This is a genomic window from Burkholderia sp. 22313 (genome assembly GCF_052045245.1).
GTDB lineage: Bacteria > Pseudomonadota > Gammaproteobacteria > Burkholderiales > Burkholderiaceae > Burkholderia.
The window spans coordinates 1-18159 of the sequence record NZ_JBQEON010000034.1; the positions used below are offsets into that span (position 1 = coordinate 1).

General features: G+C 68.5%; 11 protein-coding genes. 4 read left to right on the forward strand and 7 right to left on the reverse strand.

The window, feature by feature from the left end:
• From ACTJKF_RS24545 to ACTJKF_RS24575, 7 genes are all read right to left on the reverse strand, one after another.
• Positions 1-204: hypothetical protein (locus ACTJKF_RS24545; protein ID WP_440626878.1), on the reverse strand; the 204-nt coding region annotated here is incomplete at its 3' end.
• Positions 205-557: 353 nt separating this feature from the next.
• Positions 558-1664: a transglutaminase family protein gene (locus tag ACTJKF_RS24550; protein ID WP_440626880.1), complete on the reverse strand. Its 1107-nt coding sequence runs from the start codon at positions 1662-1664 to the stop codon at positions 558-560.
• Positions 1658-4264 (reverse strand): circularly permuted type 2 ATP-grasp protein, encoded by a 2607-nt coding sequence (locus ACTJKF_RS24555; RefSeq protein WP_440626974.1) that lies wholly within the window; start codon positions 4262-4264, stop codon positions 1658-1660. The genes ACTJKF_RS24550 and ACTJKF_RS24555 overlap by 7 nt, the downstream gene beginning before the upstream one ends.
• A 245-nt stretch (positions 4265-4509) precedes the next feature.
• Positions 4510-7944 (reverse strand): DUF2126 domain-containing protein, encoded by a 3435-nt coding sequence (locus ACTJKF_RS24560; protein WP_440626881.1) that lies wholly within the window; start codon positions 7942-7944, stop codon positions 4510-4512.
• A 93-nt stretch (positions 7945-8037) separates the two neighbouring features.
• Positions 8038-9012: a transglutaminase family protein gene (locus ACTJKF_RS24565; RefSeq protein ID WP_440626883.1), complete on the reverse strand. Its 975-nt coding sequence runs from the start codon at positions 9010-9012 to the stop codon at positions 8038-8040.
• An 8-nt stretch (positions 9013-9020) separates the two neighbouring features.
• Positions 9021-9962, reverse strand: a complete 942-nt coding sequence (locus ACTJKF_RS24570) for an alpha-E domain-containing protein (protein WP_440626885.1) — start codon at positions 9960-9962, stop codon at positions 9021-9023.
• Positions 9963-10026: 64 nt separating this feature from the next.
• The gene (locus ACTJKF_RS24575) at positions 10027-11442 is read right to left on the reverse strand and encodes a circularly permuted type 2 ATP-grasp protein (RefSeq protein ID WP_440626976.1); all 1416 of its coding nucleotides are present in this window, start codon (positions 11440-11442) and stop codon (positions 10027-10029) included.
• A 737-nt stretch (positions 11443-12179) separates the two neighbouring features.
• Here ACTJKF_RS24575 and ACTJKF_RS24580 point away from each other — a divergent pair.
• The 4 genes from ACTJKF_RS24580 to pgaA all read left to right on the forward strand — a co-directional run bounded on the left by ACTJKF_RS24580 (position 12180) and on the right by pgaA (position 18153).
• On the forward strand, positions 12180-13175 hold the full coding sequence (locus tag ACTJKF_RS24580; RefSeq protein ID WP_440626886.1) for a LysR substrate-binding domain-containing protein: 996 nt from the start codon (positions 12180-12182) through the stop codon (positions 13173-13175).
• Positions 13176-13867: 692 nt separating this feature from the next.
• Positions 13868-14308 carry a hypothetical protein gene (locus ACTJKF_RS24585; protein ID WP_440626888.1) on the forward strand — a complete coding sequence of 147 codons (441 nt, stop codon included), beginning with the start codon at positions 13868-13870 and terminating at the stop codon, positions 14306-14308.
• Positions 14309-14385: 77 nt separating this feature from the next.
• Positions 14386-15150 (forward strand): hypothetical protein, encoded by a 765-nt coding sequence (locus ACTJKF_RS24590; protein ID WP_440626890.1) that lies wholly within the window; start codon positions 14386-14388, stop codon positions 15148-15150.
• 102 nt (positions 15151-15252) lie between these two features.
• Entirely contained in the window at positions 15253-18153 is a 2901-nt protein-coding gene (pgaA, locus tag ACTJKF_RS24595) for a poly-beta-1,6 N-acetyl-D-glucosamine export porin PgaA (protein ID WP_440626892.1), read from the forward strand.
• Positions 18154-18159 lie beyond the last annotated feature (6 nt).

Here is an 18159-nt window from a genome sequence, read left to right on the forward strand (position 1 = left end):
CGTGTTCTTCGCGAACATCGTCATCCCTTCAACGCGGCCAACGATGATCGGCGGCGGTTCGGGGCGCGGCGCGGGCGCGCCTGATGTGTCGGCTGATCGTGCGACGGTTTCATCCGTCGCCGACTGACTATCGAGATAAAGGTGAGTCACCCTGGCTCCTGTGCGCGGTTTGGTGTTTTCCCCTGCCGCTCTGCCGCCGCTCATTCAAGCTGGACGTACATGAACGTGATCCGCATCATCGGAATCCAGAGCGTCGGCGCACAAGTGCTGTTTTCTTTCTTATTGCAAAATTGAACTCGTCCGATTAAATCGAATGGAATGACCCGCACCTTTCCGATCGTGTCTCACGGTCAAGTACGAAGCCTCACCTCGACCACGGCGCTTCGACCGTCAGGCCCATGCCGCTGCCACGAACGTGCTTCTGCAAGCATTGGCCGGCACACGACCGATGCAGCCACTGAACACGGCCGCATTGAATCCGGGGAGAAGACGCGGGAGAAACAGACGCGCGAATTGGCACATCGTCGAAGCTGCAAAACCGACGCCACCGACCGCCGTCAATCGATGTCGAGCGGCTCGACCGTCACGCCAACCTTCAGCTCCTGGTCCGCGCCGCCACCGCGAATCACGCCGCGCAACGGCGTCACGTCCGCATAGTCGCGGCCGATCGACAGCATCACGTAATCGTCGCCCGGCGCGCGGTCGTTGGTCGGATCGAGTTGCAGCCAGCCGCCATCTTCCGGCCACGCGGGATCGTACACGTCGACCCACGCATGCGAGGCATCCGCCCCGATCAGACGCGACTGCCCGGGCGGCGGCTGCGTCAGCAGATAACCGCTCACGTAACGCGCGGCGAGTCCGAGCGAACGCAGCGCGCCGATCATCACATGCGCGAAATCCTGGCACACGCCCTGGCGCAATCGCAACGCATCGAGCGCGCTCGTCGTGATGTCGGTGCTGTTCGGCGTATACGCGAAATCGGCGTGAATCCGCCGCATCAGGTCCCACGCGGCCTGCACGAGCGGCCGCTGCGGCGTAAAGCTCGCGGCCGCATACGCCGCGAGCTCGGGATCGCACGCGACATGCAGTGACGGGAACACGAATTCGCTCGCCGCGTCGTACGGCTGCCCCGCGCGAAACCGCAGGCGGTCGCGCACGGTTTCCCATGCCGTTGCGTGTTCGGCGCCGGGGTTCGCGATCGCGGGCGGCGGCGCACCGCGCGCGCCCTGCGACCAGACGGGCGGACTCACGCGCACCGTGCTGCGGCTGCGCACGCGCAGCGCATCGTGCGGCTGGTTCAGCGCGAACGACGCGCGCGCGTTGCCGAACGCGTCGATCTCGGTGCCGACCGCTTCCGGCGCCGGCTCGATGTCAAGCGCGAACGACAACACCTGCTGGCGCGGCGTCGCGAGCGGCTGCAGCCGCGCCTGGTGCTGCGCGGATTCGACGCGCGCCGCATAACGGTATTCGGTGTCGTGCGTGACGCGCAACAGGCGGCCCGATGCGGCGGTCGCCGGCGCGGTCGGGGGGGGCGACGCGGTGGATGAAGCCAATGGGGTCGATAGGGTCGATGGGGTCGATCCGGCCGGTGCCGCCGCTGCCGGCTTCGCAGTGCCTGAACCCGGCACGGGCGGCGTCTTCGCCGCATGTTTGTGCGTCACCATAGCGTCCTGCCCGCCTCGCGCACGTGACTGAAATAGCGCTCGCCGATTCGGTTCGACAGCGCCCACACGGCCTTCACGGTCGTGTCGAGCGCGGCGAGCAGCGTGTCGTGGCGGCCGCCGTCGCCGGTTTCGCACAGCTCGTGCAGCGACCACGCGGGTACGTCCGGAATCGTCTCGGCCAGCTCGGACAGCGCATAGCCTTCGCTGCGCTCGACCTTCGTCAGCCGGCCGCGCAGCGCCTGCACGACCCAGCCGAGCGAGCGCGGGTTGTCGGTGTCGAGCACCGCGAGCGACAGCAGCGGCGCGACGTCGAAGCCGCGCTGGAAGCGCGATCGGAACGTGATCGTGCTGTCGAACAGCTCCAGCACGAGTTCGAAGCCGTCCTGCCGGTGCACGGCACCTTCTTCGAATGCGAACTTCAGCACACTGCACAGAAAATCCAGGCGGTCGATCTGCCGGCCGATCGACAGCAGCCGCCAGCCGTCGTCGCGCGTCATGTTGTCGGTCTGCGCGCCGGTGATCGCGCCGAGCAGCAGCCCCAGCCGCTCGAGCAGTTGCAGCGCTTCGTTGCCGAGCTGCTCCTCGGCTTCCGGATGGCCGGCGCTATCGGCGAACAGTTGCGTCGCGTCGTCGATCAACCGCCACTGCTCGCTCGACAGCCGCTCGCGAATCGCCGCGGCCGCGCCACGCATGCCGAACAGGCAGGACGCGATGCCCGACGTGCGCTCGGCGCCGCGCGTCAGCGACGTCGCGAGTGCGTGCTGGAACGCGCGCGGCGCATCGACGGCGTTCGGCGCGTCGGCGGCGATCAGCCCCGTGTCGCGGCACAGCGTGTCGATCAGCTCCAGATGCGCGGGACTATCGACGTCGTCCTCGCCGCGCAGTCGCTCCAGCGCGGCGCGCGCGAGACGCATCAGGTTGGTCGCACGCTCGGTATAGCGGCCGAGCCAGAACAGGTTCTCGGCCGCGCGGCTCGCGATCGCGCGCGGGCGCTCGACGAGATCGTCGGGGCCGAGACGGGTCTGCAGCAGCGTCGTCGAATCGACGATGCCTTCGGTCATCACCCACGTATCGACGGTGCTGCCGCCACGCGGCATCGGCGCGTTGAACAGCGTATCGCGCGTGCCGACGCGCGACAGCCCGCCCGGCAGCAGCCGCCAGCGCTGCGCGCCGTCGGCGAGCGCGAACACGCGCAGCAGCAGCGGCTTCGGCACGATGCGCGCGCCGCCGTGGCCGTCGGGCGAATCGTGCCCCGGCCAGGTGGGTGCCTGCGACAACGGCAGGTCGGCCTGCACCGTGTAGTGCTCGGGCCGCGCCAGGATCCGCGCGCGCCACTCGGCCAGCTCCGCCGGCGTGAGCCGCGCGCCGATCACCGGATCGAACGCGCCGCCGGCCTGCACCTCGGGCGGATACGACGGCTTCACGATGGCGCGCGCGAGCTGCGGCAGCGCGTCGTCGCACGCGGCCGCCTCGCCGCACCACCACGAATGCACGGCCGGCAACGTCAGCGTTTCGCCGAGCAGCCCTTCCGCGAGGCGCGGCATGAAGCCGAGCACGCCCGGCGATTCGAGGAAGCCCGAGCCCGGCGCATTCGCGAGCAGCAGGTTGCCCGCGCGCACGGCCTGCAGCAGCCCCGGCACGCCGAGCAGCGAATCGGGCCGCAGTTCGAGCGGATCGAGCCACGCGTCGTCGACACGCCGCAGGATCCCGTGCACGGGTTCGAGCCCGCGCAGCGTCTTCAGGAACACGCGGTTGTCGCGCGCGGTCAGGTCGCCGCCCTCGACGAGCGTGAGGCCGAGGTAGCGCGCGAGATACGCATGCTCGAAATACGTCGCGCTGTGCGGCCCGGGCGTCAGCAGCACGATCCGCGAATTCTTCCGTGCCGGGCTCAACGCCTGCATGCTCTGCAGCAGCGACCGGTAGGCGGATGCGAGCCGCTGCACGCGCAGCCCGCGGAAGCCGCGCGGAAAGAGCCGCGACACGATCAGCCGGTTCTCGAGCAAATAACCGAGACCGGCCGCGCCCTGCGTGTGCTGCGCGACGATCCGCCATTGCCCGTCGGGGCCGCGCGCGAGATCGAACGCGACGACGTGCAGCCACGTATCGCCCGGCACGCGTGCGCCGCGCATCGCGCGCAGATAGCCCGGGTGGCCGGTCACGAGCGCGGGCGGCAGCAGCCCGCGCTGCAGGATCGTCTGCGGCCCGTACAGGTCGGCCATCGTCGCGTTCAGCAGCCGCACGCGCTGCAGCACGCCGCGCTCGATCGCGACCCAGTCCTCGGGCGTGACGATCATCGGCAGCAGATCGAGCGACCACGGGCCGGCCGCGCCGTCGCCCGCGCGTTGTTCGTGGAGCTGGTAGAACAGGCCGTTCTCGCGCATGCGTCGCTGCAGCGCGTCGGCGCGGCGGTCGAGGTCGGCCACGCCGTCGCTGCCGATCGACGTGAAGAAGCTGCGCCATGCGGGAGCGAGCCGCGGCGCGTTGAGGCCGGCGGCGCTGCCGCGCAGTTCGTCGTAGCGGCCGGCGGCGGCCGGCGCCGCGAGCGCGGCGGCCAGTTCCGCGGCGTCCGGCTGCGCGCCGGTATCGAAAAGCGTGGGCATCGCGTCGGCGTCGGCGAGATCGTCGGGGTGAATGGGCGGCACGATCGGTATCGTTTCGTCGTCAGGGCGCGGCCGGGCCCGCGCGCCGCCGCAGCGTCGGCCGGGCACGGCAGGTGCGGCAGGTGCGGCGACCACGGCGGGCAGCCGCAATCTGCCCGCATCCTAGCACTTGGCGGGGGCCGCCAGCAGCCCCCGCGCCGGGCGGCCGCGCACCGCGCATCGTCGTGCGTCCGTTCATCCGGCGATCAGGGCCGTCGCAGGTCGAGCGTGAACGGGAATTCGCGGCTCGGCGCGGTGGCCGATACCGCCATCCGCCCCGGCGTGTGCCCCATCGCGACGAAGCGCGCGAGCCGGCGGCTCTCCGCTTCGTACGCATTGACGGGAAACGTCGCATAGTTGCGCCCGCCCGGATGCGCGACGTGATACCGGCAGCCGCCGAGCGAGCGCTGCAGCCACGTATCGACGATGTCGAACGTGAGCGGCGCATGCACGCCGATGGTCGGATGCAGCGCCGACGGCGGCGCCCACGCCTTGTAGCGCACGCCCGCGACGTATTCGCCGACGGTGCCGGTCGGCTGCAGCGGCAGCGCGCGCCCGTTGACGGTCACGACATGCCGGTTGTCGTTCAGCCCGGTCACGCGCACCTCGAGCCGTTCGATCGACGAATCGACGTAGCGCACCGTGCCGCCGATCGCGCCCTCCTCGCCCATCACGTGCCACGGCTCCAGCGCGCCGCGCAGCGACAGCTGCATCCCGTTCACCGCGATCTGGCCGAACAGCGGGAAACGGAATTCGAAATGCGGCGCGAACCACGCGGGATCGAACGCGAAACCGGCGTCGCGCAACTCGGCCAGCACGTCGTCGAAATCCATCTTCAGGAACGCGGGCAGCATGAAGCGATCGTGCAGCGCGGTGCCCCAGCGCGTGAGCGGCGTCGTGTATGGCGCGGCCCAGAAGCGCGCAACCAGCGCGCGCAGCAGCAGCTGCTGCACGATGCTCATTCGCGCGTGCGGCGGCATCTCGAACGCGCGCAACTCGAGCAGGCCGAGGCGTCCGGTCGACGAGTCGGGCGAATACAGCTTGTCGATGCAGAACTCGCTGCGGTGCGTGTTGCCGGTCACGTCGATCAGCAGGTTGCGCAGCACGCGGTCGACGAGCCACGGCGGCATGTCCTGCCCGTACAGCAGCTTGTTGCGCTGGATTTCCGCGAATGCGATGTCGAGCTCGTGGAGCTGGTCGTTGCGCGCCTCGTCGACGCGCGGCGCCTGGCTCGTCGGGCCGATGAAGAGGCCGGAGAACAGGTACGACAGCGACGGATGGTTGTGCCAGTACGCGATCAGGCTCGCGAGCAGGTCCGGGCGGCGCAGGAACGGGCTGTCGGCCGGCGTCGCGCCGCCGAGCACGAAGTGATTGCCGCCGCCCGTGCCGACATGCCGGCCGTCGACCATGAACTTCTCGCTGGACAGCCGCGACTGCCATGCGGCGTCGTACAGGAATTCGGTCTGGCCGACGAGTTCGTCGAAGCTCCGGGCCGGGTGGACGTTCACCTCGATCACGCCGGGATCGGGCGTGACCTGCAGCAGCTTGAGCCGCGCGTCGCGCGGCGGCGGATAGCCTTCGAGCACCAGTTTCACGCCGAGCGCGTGCGCGGTCAGCTCGATCGCGGCGAGCAGGTCGAGATAATCCTCGAGCGCGGCCAGCGGCGGCATGAACAGGTACAGGATGCCGTTGCGCACTTCGACGCACAGCGCGGTGCGCGTGATCCATGCGGCCGATTCGAAGCGCTCGGGCTGGCGCTGCGGGTCCTGCGCCGCATGCGTGCGCGGTGTGCCCGCGGCCGTGCCGTCGTTGCGCCACTGCATGACCGCTTGAGCCGGTGCCTCGCGATGCACGCCGGCCAGATAGCGCGGCGCGTCGGCCGTGCCCGCATGACGGGCCCGCAACGCGGCCGCGTCCGGCAGCGCGCCGCGCGGCGCGAACGGGTCGCGTTCGACCAGGTACGGATAGTCGGCACCGGCGACCCACGGCAGCGAATCGAGCGGCAACCGATAGCCCATCGGCGAATCGCCGGGCACGAGGTACATCCGCTCGTCGCGGAAGAACCACGGGCCCGTCTGCCAGCGCGGGCCGTCGAGGCCCGGCCGAGCGCGGCCCGACGCTTCGTCCGCGCGCTTGATCGGCAGCACGTAGCCGACCACGCTGTCGAGCTGCCGGTCGAACACCTTGCGCAGCCGCGCGCGTTCGAGCTCGTCGTCGAGGCGCGAATCGAACGGATCGACGTTGACGGGCAACCGGCGTTCGCGCCACAGGTAGTACCACACATCCTCGTAGCCGGGCCGCACGAATTCGTCGGTCAGCCCGAGGCGCGCGGCCAGCGCGTCGATGAAGCGCTTCGCCTCTTCAGTCGTGCATGCGGACGGCTCGCGTTCGTCGGCGAACAGCGACGGGTCCTGCCACACGGGCTGCCCGTCGGCGCGCCAGAAGATCGACAGCGCCCAGCGCGGCAACTGCTCGCCCGGATACCACTTGCCCTGCCCGAAATGCAGGAAGCCGCCGGCGCCGTATTCGGCGCGCAGCCGCTGCACGAGTTCGGTCGCATACCCGCGCTTGGTCGGCCCGAGCGCATCGGTGTTCCACTCGGCGCCGTCGCGATCGTCGATCGACACGAAGGTCGGCTCGCCGCCTTGCGTGAGCCGCACGTCGCCGGCCGTCAATGCGCCGTCGACCTGCTCGCCGAGCGTGCGCACCGCATCCCATTGCTGCTCCGTATACGGCTTCGTCACGCGCGGCGATTCGTACACGCGCGTCACGGCCATCTCGTGCTCGAACCCGACCTCGCATTCGTCGATCAACCCTTCGACCGGTGCCGCGCTGGTCGGCTGCGGCGTGCACGCGAGCGGGATATGCCCCTCGCCGGCGAGCAGGCCCGAGGTCGGATCGAAGCCGATCCACCCCGCGCCCGGCAGGTACACCTCGCACCACGCGTGCAGGTCGGTGAAGTCGACCGACGTGCCGCTCGGGCCGTCGAGCGCCTTCACGTCGGGCGTGAGCTGGATCAGGTAGCCGGACACGAAGCGCGCGGCGATGCCGAGATGCCGGCACAGCTGCACGAGCAGCCACGCGCTGTCGCGGCACGATCCGCAGGCCAGCTCGAGCGTCTGCTCGGGCGTCTGCACGCCGGGCGCCATCCGCACGAGATAGCCGATGTCGCGCTGCACCTGCTGGTTCAGCGCGACGAGGAAGTTCACGGTGCCGGCCGGCGTGCGGTCGACGCCGTCGAGATACGCGCGGAACAGCGGCGCCGCGCTCGTGAGCGGATCGCACGCGAGATACGGTGCGAGTTCGGCCTTCAGCGCATCGTCATAGCTGAACGGGTATTGCTCCGCGCTCGCTTCGAGAAAGAAGTCGAACGGGTTGTACACCGCCATCTCGGCGACGAGATCGATCGTGATCTCGAAGTGTTCGGTGCGCTCCGGAAACACGAGTCGCGCGAGATAGTTCGAAAACGGGTCCTGCTGCCAGTTGATGAAGTGCTGCGCGGGCTCGACCGTCATCGAATACGCGACGATCGGCGTCCGGCAGTGCGGCGCGGGCCGCAGCCGCACGATCTGCGGCCCGAGATTGACGGGCCGGTCGTAGCGGTAGCGGGTGGTGTGATGCAGCGCGACGTGGATGGGCATGGGAGAGCCGCTCGGTTCGGGTTGAGCCGGCCGCGCGCGCCGCGTCGCCGTTGCTGCGGCGGCACGGCACGGCGGATTCGGCGAAGGGGCGCGTCAGACCAGTTCCGGTGACTGCACGACGCTGATCTCGACGCCGACGGCGCGCGCGCCGAGCCCCGTCACCGGCTGTGCGTCGCGATGGTCGAGGCCGATCGCGATGCGCACGTAGCGCTCGTCCGGGCAGCGGTTCATGAACGGATCGAACCCGACCCAGCCGAGCCCTTCGACGTAGGCCTCGGCCCATGCATGGCCGGCCGGCTGCTGCATCAGCGCGACGGCCCGCGGCTGTGCGCCGAGCGCGGCCTGCGGCACGCCCTGCGACTGCGCGGCATGCGACGCGCCGAGCGCCTGCTGCATGCCGTCGCCGCTCTGCAGCGCGAGCGCTTCCTCCGCATCGTCGTCGTTGATGCTCTGCTTCGCGTCGGCGATGCGCTGCATCGCGCTGTCGGCGAGCACGTAGCCCGAGATGTAGCGCGCCGGCACCTTCAGCGCACGCGCGGCCGCGATGAACGCATGGGCGTGATCGCGGCTCGTGCCCTCGCCGTTTTGCAGCGCGGTTTCCGCATCGACCGGCGTGTCGGCGAGGTTCGGCGCGTATGCGATGCGACCGTGCACCTCGGTCATCAGCCAGTGCAGCGCATCGAGGCTGTGCCGCTCGATCGGCAGCGCCTGCGTGAGCGTGCGCACGGTGTCGCCGGCTTTCGTGAGCGCGGTCTCGCGTTCGAAGATCCACGGCGGCGCATAACCGTCGGAGTTGCCGAGAATGCCCGCGCGATCCTGCGTCTCGACGACGCCGGCCGCGACCACGACGATCTCGTGCTTCGCGCCGCGGTCGTGGCGCACGAGGTCGATCCGGTTGCCGAACCCGTCGGCATAGGACAGCGCCGGCTCGACGCCGTCGATCGTGACCTGCCACGCGCGCACCGTCTGCCCGGGCCCCGATTGCGGGCGCAGCCGCAGCCGTTGCAGTGCATGGGTGGCTTGATCGTCGAACTGATAACGCGAGATGTGTCGGATGGCGAGTCGCATGGCAAGCCTCAGTCGAAGTTGTAGGCCTGGGCGATGTCGATCCCGAGGCTGTTGTTGCGGCCGATGAAGTCGGTCAGGAACTCGTGCAGGCCGCTCTTGAAGATCCGCTCGACCGACGTGTCGGACAACCTCTGCAGGATCTTCGTGGCCGTGTCGTGACACGGATGTGTCACGCCGTAATCCTTCGCTAGCAGGTTCAGGCTCGACACCACGCGCCCGTAGCAATAGCGCAGCGAACGCGGCATGCGGCCGTTCAGGATCAGGTAGTCGGCGATGTTCATCGGCTTGTACTGCACGTCGTACACCCAGCGATACGACCGATGCGCGGCCACGCAGCGAAGGATCGTCTCCCACTGGTAGTTGTCGAGGATCGTGCCGACGTGCGACACCGACGGCAGCAGCAGGTGGTATTTCACGTCGAGGATCCGCGCGGTGTTGTCGGCCCGCTCGACGAACGCGCCGATCTGCGCGAAGTCGAAGATCTCGTTGCGCAGCATCGTGCTGTAGAAGCTGCCGAGGATCAGCGCGGTTTCGCGCTTCACTTCGTCGAGCACCGCCGGCAGCGCGCTCTCCGGCACCGGCTGCGCGAACGCGCCGCGCAGCGCGAGCCATGCGCCGTTCACGCTCTCCCAGGCCTCGCGCGTGAGCGCCGTGCGCACCATCCGCGCGTTCGAGCGCGCGGCCTCGATGCACGACAGCACGCTCGACGGGTTGTCGCGGTCGCGCAGCAGGTAGTCGGTCACGGTATCGGCGGCATAGGCGTCGTACTTCTGACGATAGCCTTCGTCCGCGCCGGAACTGACCAGCACCGACGACCATTCGGCCGGCGCGTCGGACGTGCGCGTGAGCGCCATCCGCAGCCCGGCATCGACGATGCGCGCGATGTTTTCCGCGCGCTCGATATAGCGGTACATCCAGTAGAGACCGCTCGCAGTTCGTCCCAGAAGCATCTCGTGTCCACTCCGTCTTCGTTCGGTTCGCGCGCCGGCCGCGGCGCGCGCGGTCGTGCCCGGCTCAGTCAGCCAGCACCCAGGTGTCCTTGGTGCCGCCGCCCTGGCTCGAGTTGACGACGAGCGAGCCCTCCTTCAGCGCGACGCGCGTGAGCCCGCCCGGCGTGATGCGGATCCGGTCCGACACCAGCACGAACGGCCGCAGGTCGACGTGGCGCGGCGCGAGGCCGGCTTCGGTCAGGATCGGCGTCGTGGACAACGCCAGCGTGGGTTGCGCGATGTAGTTCGCGGGCCGCGCACGCAGCTTCGCGGCGAATGCGTCGAGCTCGGCCTTCGATGCGCACGGTCCGACCAGCATCCCGTAGCCGCCGGAGCCGTGCACCTCCTTCACGACCAGTTCGTCGAGATGGTCGAGCACGTACTTGAGGCTGTCGGCCTCGCCGCAGCGCCAGGTCGGCACGTTCTCCAGCAGCGCCTTGCGGCCCGTGTAGAACTCGACGATCTCCGGCATGTACGAGTAGATCGCCTTGTCGTCGGCGATGCCGGTGCCGGGCGCGTTCGCGATCGTGATGTTGCCGGCGCGGTAGACGTCCATGATCCCGGCCACGCCGAGCACCGAATCGGGGCGGAACGTGAGCGGATCGAGAAACGCGTCGTCGACGCGCCGGTACAGCACGTCGATCGGCCGGAAGCCCTCGGTCGTGCGCATCGCGACGCGGCCGTCGACCACCTGCAGGTCGCTGCCCTCGACGAGGTGCACGCCCATCTGGTCGGCGAGGAACGAATGTTCGTAGTACGCCGAATTGTGGATGCCGGGCGTGAGCACGGCGATGGTCGGGTTGTCGGCGTTGCCGCCCGGCGGGCACACGGCCGCGAGCGACTGGCGCAGCATCTGCGGATAGGTCTCGACCGGGCGCACCTTGACCTGCTGGAACAGCTCCGGAAAGAGCTGCATCATCGTCTCGCGGTTTTCCAGCATGTACGACACGCCGGATGGCGTCCGCGCGTTGTCCTCCAGCACGTAGAATTCGTTCTCGCCGGTGCGCACGATGTCGACGCCGATGATGTGCGTATACACGTTGCCAGGCGGCCGGAAATCGATCATCTCCGGGATGAATGCGTCGTTGTGCGCGATCAGGTGTTTCGGCACGATGCCCGCGCGCACGATTTCCTGGCGGTGGTAGATGTCGTCGAGGAACGCGTTGAGCGCCATCACGCGCTGCTCGATGCCGGCCGACAGCCGGTTCCATTCCGCACCCGAGATGATCCTCGGCACGATGTCGAACGGAATCAGCCGCTCCGCGGCCTGCGCGTCGCCGTACACGGCGAACGTGATGCCCGTCCTGCGGAACACGCCTTCCGCGTCGTGGGCCTTCTGGGCGAGGCTCGCGGGGTTCTGCGTGTCGAGCCAGTGCTTCAGGCGCGCATAGGGCGCCCTGACCATGTCGCCGGATTGCAGCATTTCGTCGAACGGTTTCATCGAATTGTTCTCCATCGTTCTCTCCGGCATTGCGCATGCCGGACCGGCGTCACACCTGCTTTGCAAGGAACGTGCCTTGCTGGTATCCGTTCGAATTCCCCCTTTTTGCGCCGCGCCACGCACGCCCGCGCGCCATGCCGCACCACGACGGTGCAGCGACGGTTCAATCCGCGGCGTGGACGCGCCGCGATCGCGCGCGGCGCTCCCGCGCCTGTCGAACATCGTTCTCCTGCATGTCACGCATGTGGCATGCCGCGCGGCACCCCGCTGCGCCCTCGCCGGCGGTGCGCGGAATCGCGCATCGTGCCCTCGCACCGCCCGCCCCCGGGCCCGGCTTCGCGAACGCCGCGGTTCAACCGCCCACTCCCGCTTCCCGCTTCCCGCTTCCCGCATCCCGCTTCCCCGCTTGACCGCCCGGGACGGCACCGCGCCGGGTTGCCCGCCACGCACGGGCTGGAAGGCGGGCCAGCCACGCAACGCGCGTGGCCGGCCCGCGGGGAAGTACCGTCTGCGGCCGCGCCGGTGTTCGACGCGATGAACTAACCGGTTAGCCGGGTCCGGCGCCTCCAACGTATGCAGCCGTAATGCCGCCGACAACGCTCATGCATATTTCGACTAACACCGATCGAAAAAAAACATCGGCCCGCTGTTCATCAGGCGCGGTAGGCTAGAAGGTTCGTGCAGCGAAACGGCGCCGTCGCCCCCTGGGCGCCCGACCATAAAAAGCGAAGATCGAAATGGAAGCAAAGTGGCTGGAAGATTTCCTGAGCCTTGCGGATACCAAGAGCTTTTCCCGGGCCGCACGTCATCGGCACCTCACGCAGTCGGCATTCAGCAGACGAATCGCCGCGCTCGAAACGTGGATGGACGCGAAGCTGGTCGACCGCAGCATCAACCCGGTCGCGCTGACGCCGGCCGGGCAGATGTTCCGCGGGCTGGCAGCGGACATCCTGCGCAGCATGTATGCGGCACGTAACCTCGTGAACGGCTACGACCAGTTCGCGGCCAGCGACCAGGTCGTGCGTTTCGCGGTCGCGCATACGCTCGTGTTCACGCTGTTCCCCGAATGGCTCAAGCAGCTGAATGGCGAAGTCGGCCATGTCACCGCGCGGGTCAACGCGGTGAACGTGCCCGAAGGCGTGCAGCAGCTCGTCGAAGGTGAATGCGACCTGCTGCTCGGCTATCACCATCCGCAATTGCCGATCGTGCTCGATCCGAACCACTTCCCGTTCGTCACGCTCGGTGTCGAACGGATCCTGCCGGTGTCGACGCCCGACGCACGCGGCAAGCCCGTATTCGAACTGCCGGGCGCGCCCGACGCGCCGCTGCCGCTGCTTGCGTATTCGTCGGGCGCGTTCCTCGGCAACGTCGTCGAAATGCTGCTGCTGAACGCGTCGGAATCGTACGCGCTGCACCGGTGCTTCGAGACGCACATGTCCGAGGCACTGAAGGGCATGGTGGTGGCCGGGCACGGCATCGGCTGGCTGCCCGAAAGCTGCGTGGCGAAGGAACTCGCCGAAGGCTCGCTCGTCTGCGCGGGTTCGGCGGACTGGATCACCGAACTCGAGATTCGCCTGTACCGGTCGGCACGCAAGCGCGGGCTCGCGGCCGAACAGCTGTGGGCCTACATCATGAACCGGCCGCGCGCCGCGGCCGACGGCACGATCGCTACCGCTGCGTCGATCGCGCCGGCCGTGCGCATCGCCCGCCGCACTGTCGGCGGCAGCCGGTAACGGCCGCCTTCCCCTTCATCGAACCGGCGGTCGGCGGGCGGCGGATCAGGCCGCCCGCCGCTCCGGTGCGTCATCTCTCTGCTCACGCGCATTTTCGCGCCCGCATTTTCCGGTCCTGCTCCGGGCGAATGCGCGTACAGTACTCGCGATCAATTTCGCAATAATGCCAAACGTTTGCGAGTCCGATTTGAATTTACCTTCCCGCACCTTCTCGCCCCCGAATAACTTGCCGATTATCTGGGCAGAAATACCCTGTTACAGAACAAAATAAAAGTTTCCATTTGCATCAGATGGCGATTCACACCAAAAACACCGCACCCTCTTTTTCGATTCTCACAATCCAGGTGTCGCGATTCATCGCAATGACTCGAATTCAGAGGCAAAAATTCCTTTCATCAGTCGTTATTTTTCGGCACGAACTTCGGTACCACTTACATCGCAGCATTGCCGCCTGGTCATCACTACCGCTGAGCAATTTTCATATTCGGCAATATCGCCTTTGTTCTGCACTTACCCGATTCGTCGAACAAGTCGCAATCCTATTTAAATAAGACGTTTAAAGCGCGTGCCATTCCGGCCACATGCTGTTGTTAGTTCAAAAGCCATCGTGTATCAATAGCGTGTCGCAAAAGCACGCAGTTAATTTCGACTCGGAATATATGCGTCGCCATCGATTCCGGACGGAGGCTGAAATGTCTTCCTTGTTCAAACAGCATGCTCGCCCGCTCCTCGGCATCGTCGTCATCGCGCTCTGCATGAATGCCGGGGCCCAGACCCAACCCCAGCCCCCGGCTCCGGCTCCGGCGCCAGCGTCCGGCGCGGGTCAGGAGCGATACGTGATTTCGTACATCTGCGGCGATGCACGGATCGACGGTACGGCGCCGCTTCCCCCCGACGGCCGCCCGTACAACCTCGGCGTGTCGTTCGTCGCGGGCGGCACCGGGCAGCCGCTGTCGAACGTGCAGGTGCGGCTGCGGCGGCATGGCCGCGTGCTGATCGAATTCAAGGCAACGGGGCCGCGCTGCCTGTTCAGCGTGCCGGACGCAAGTTACCGGGTCGAAGGGACCTATCAGGGAGCGACCCAGTTCGCGATCGTCGAAACCGGGGCACTCACCACGCAGTTGCGTTGGTGAACGTCAGTCGAATCCGCGTGCCGCCGGCGCGTGCGATCGCGCCTTGCAGGGCAATCCATCAAATCGAGGAGGACTGAATGACTCGTGCAGAACGACCGGACGGCCAGCCCGTCCGTCAGCCGAAACCCTCCTGGGGCCCGGGAAAGAATGCGGCACTCAGCATCGTTGCATTCGCCGCGATCTTCGGAGGGTTCGCGTATGTCGAGCGTGACGTACGGGTCGGCCATGCAAGCGTGACGCACGACATCGCCGGCGTAATCGGCACCGCCGTCGGGAAGTACCGCAACGCGATCGTAGCCGTGACCGGCGGCACGTCCGGCGCATCGGCGCCTGGCGGATCAGTGGCGGCGCTTGCGCAGAGCGCATCGCCGATTCCGCCCGCGTCGGCCGCTCCGGCCATCACGGCCGCCGCCGAGCCGCCCGCGCCACCAGTGCCGCCGCCGACGACAGCCCGCGCCGCGCCGAAACACGCGCGGCCCGCGCATGCGCCGTCCGCGACGCTGACGGCCGACGCGCATGCCGCACGGTCCCACGGCCGCACGGTGCGTCCGGGCGACCCGCACCGCGTGTCCCGCACGCAGGCGCTGGCCCGCGCGAGAAAACACCCGGCGCCGCCGACCCTGCAGCCGCAGTCGTATATGGCCGACGCGGCGCACATGGAAGCCGCCAGCGTCACGCACGACGAGCTGGAAGGCGCCCGCGCCCTTGCCAAGGCGCGCTCGTGCGCCCGGTTCGACGAATGGAACTGCGTGGAGCAAAACGCGAGCCGGGCACTCGCCATCGACCCGAAGAACAGCGAATCGCGCGCCCTGCTCGGACAAGCGATCCGCAATCGCCTTTAAGCCGCTCCGATGCGGCCGGGCCTCGCTGCCCGGCGTAGCGACGGCCGACGGCGAGCGTCGTCGGGCGTGCAACCGATGTGATCGTTTCAGAGTGAGGACACCGTGGCCAACAATCGGAAACAACAATGCACCACCGTCGCTCCGCCCAACCGGCGGATCCTCCTGCATGCGCCATTGCTTTTGCTGCTCGTCGCGTCCGGCTCCTGCCTTGCCGCCGAAGGCGACGCGGAACGGCACGGCGCGAGCGCAATCGCCGGGACCAACGGCGCGCCTGACGCGCTCACACCCGACATGCAGCCGGCGGGTACGTCGATGCAGATCGCCCGAGGCTCGGGCGCCCTGCCCCCCAATGCGCCCACGCCGATCGCGCAGGCGTCGGATGCGTCGATGCAGATCGCTCAGGCGTCGAACCCTCCGCCGCCGAATCTGCCGACCACGGTCGTGGTGGAACCGGAAGCGCCGCAGGCGAGCGACGCGGCACCGGGCGCTCAAGCGTCGACGTCGAATCCACCCGATGTGCCGGCACCGGTCGCGCAGGCGTCCGATACCGCGCCGCCGATTACGCCGGCACCCGCTGCGCGACCGCCGGATGCGCCGATCCAGCTTGCCCAGGCATCCGACACCGCGCCGCCGAACACGCTGGCACCCGCCGCGCAACCGCCTGACGCACCGGCTCAGCTTGCCCAGGCATCCGACACCACGCCGCCGAACACGCCAGCACCCGCCACGCCTACGCCGGATGCACCGATCCAGCCCGCTCAGGCCGCGAACACCGCGCCGTCCGAAGCAGCGACGCAACCGGCCCCGACGGCGTCCAGCGCGCCCGCATCCGCTTCGCCGGCGCCGCTCGCGCATGCGCCGGCCACCCCGGTGCACATCGCGCAGACCGCGACCACCGCGCCGCCTCAGGTGCCGACGCAAACCGCGCAGGCATCCGGCACGCCAATGCCGAACTCGCCCGCCCCCGTGACCCAGACGACCGGTTCGCCGCTGCCGTCGACCCAGGCGCCGAACTCGGCGACGCCCGGCGCCCAGTTGCCCGGCGAACCGACCCAACGATCGCAAGGCCCCGATGTCGAAACGCCGAACGCGCAGGCGCCGAACCTCCGTACCGCCGATGTCGCGACGGTGCGCAACGACGTGTTCGGCCTCGCGGCGAGCGGCGGCGCGGTCAAGGCGCTCGAGGAAGCGAAGGCCCGGCCCGACGCGTTCTCCGCCGTCGACATCGCGCAACTGGAAGAGCTGTCGATTCGCCAGCAGGTGCGCGGCGGACGCGACAAGTCGCGCTCGATGACGAGTGCCGACCGCTTCGACGGGATCGACAACGCGCTGCGCGCGGCAGACGACCTCGACAAGCGGATGCCGGCCACGCCCGAGTACACGCCGGTCAGGACCGCGCTCGCGGGCGACCGGACGGTCGCCCTTGCGGCACGCGGCCACATGAAGGAGGCTGTCGCAACGTTCGAGACGATTCCGTCCAACGCGGAAATCTCGATCGACGCGCTGGCGGCCGTCGGCGACGCCTATCTGTACCTGAGCGAGCCGGCCAAGGCGAACGCCGTCTACGCGCGTGCGCTGCAGCAGGCCACCGCGTCGCCGACGGATCGCGCGACCCGCGGCTTCCAGTACGGCGGGCGCACGCGCCCGATCGAACTGCGCGAAGGGCTGTTCTGGTCGTACGTCGACCAGGGACGCGCGGCGGACGCGAAGCAGGCGCTCGACGACATGGGCAAGTCGCTGCCGCCGGCCAAGCAGGTGACCAACGTCGGTCCGGGAGAAAGCGACTATCTGCGCTACTACCGGCTGCGCGCGCAATACCTGATCTTCACGGGTCATCCCGACGAAGGGATCGCCGCACTCGAAGAACTCGAGAAACAGGTGCCGTTCAACGCGGAGATTCGTGCCGCGCACGCCGACGCGGTGTCCGGCCAGTCGCATCCGCGCCAGGCGATCGCGATGTATCGCGCGTCGCTGACCGATCACCCGGACAGCGTCGAGATGCTCGCGGGCCTCGGCCGCGCGTCGCTCGTGGCCGACGACTACGCGACCGCGAAGAGCGTCGACCAGACCCTGGACAACACGTTCCCGGACAGCGGCGCCGTGCGCGGCTTCAAGCGCGACTACAACGCGTACCGCAGCCCCGTATTCACGACCGACCTGAGCTTCGAGCACGGCAACAGCGCGCTGGCCGAGAACAGCTTCACGTCGGACAGCTACCTCTATTCGCAACCGTTCGGCGACAACTGGCGGGTCTTCGCGCACACGTTCTACGGCCATGCGCAAACCGACGGCGGCAGCGTCAGCCGCACGCGCACGGGCATCGGCGGCGACTATCGGCACGGGCCGCTCACGGTGCTCGGCGAAGTCACGCGCTCGCTCGGCGGCGACGGCCGCACCGGCGGCCGCGGTTCGATCGCGTATGCGCTGAACGACTACTGGACCGTGAGCGCCGGGCTCGACTCCAACGACAACTCGCTGCCGTGGAAGGCCTATGCCGCGCACATCTGGGGCCGCTCCGCGAACGCCCAGGTCGTGTATCGCCAGAACGACCGTCGCGAGGTGAAGCTGAGCTATGGCGTGAGCCGCTACAGCGATTCGAATTTCCATCAGGAGATTTCGGCCACCGCCACGCAGCGCGTGTACACGGCCGCGAACCAGCTCGTCAACGTATCGCTGGAGCTCGGCACCGACAGCAACACGCGGCAGGACGCGCCGTACTTCAGCCCCCGCCGCGACTATGCGGCCGCGGCGACGGTCATGCACCAGCTGACGCTGTGGAAGAAGGGCGACATGGGGCTGCAGCAACGCGTCTCGGTGTCGGGCGGCGCTTACAACGAGCGCGGATTCGGCACCAGTCCGCTGTGGAGCGCGCGCCTCGAGCACGCGTGGACGTTCAAGCACGACATCACGCTGAGCTATGGCGTCGAGGTCAGCAGCCACGCGTACGACGGCCAGCGCGAACGCTCCGAAACCGGCTTCATGTCGGTCAACCTGCCGTTCTAGCAAGGA

Bases quoted from the DNA above. Each gene is read 5' to 3' on its own strand.
- ACTJKF_RS24560 (WP_440626881.1), bottom strand. From the start codon at position 7,944: ATGCCCATCCACGTCGCGCTGCATCACACCACCCGCTACCGCTACGAC.
- ACTJKF_RS24585 (WP_440626888.1), top strand. From the start codon at position 13,868: ATGTCTTCCTTGTTCAAACAGCATGCTCGCCCGCTCCTCGGCATCGTC.
- ACTJKF_RS24570 (WP_440626885.1), bottom strand. From the start codon at position 9,962: ATGCTTCTGGGACGAACTGCGAGCGGTCTCTACTGGATGTACCGCTAT.
- ACTJKF_RS24580 (WP_440626886.1), top strand. From the start codon at position 12,180: ATGGAAGCAAAGTGGCTGGAAGATTTCCTGAGCCTTGCGGATACCAAG.
- ACTJKF_RS24590 (WP_440626890.1), top strand. From the start codon at position 14,386: ATGACTCGTGCAGAACGACCGGACGGCCAGCCCGTCCGTCAGCCGAAA.
- ACTJKF_RS24575 (WP_440626976.1), bottom strand. From the start codon at position 11,442: ATGAAACCGTTCGACGAAATGCTGCAATCCGGCGACATGGTCAGGGCG.
- ACTJKF_RS24555 (WP_440626974.1), bottom strand. From the start codon at position 4,264: ATGCCCACGCTTTTCGATACCGGCGCGCAGCCGGACGCCGCGGAACTG.
- ACTJKF_RS24550 (WP_440626880.1), bottom strand. From the start codon at position 1,664: ATGGTGACGCACAAACATGCGGCGAAGACGCCGCCCGTGCCGGGTTCA.
- ACTJKF_RS24565 (WP_440626883.1), bottom strand. From the start codon at position 9,012: ATGCGACTCGCCATCCGACACATCTCGCGTTATCAGTTCGACGATCAA.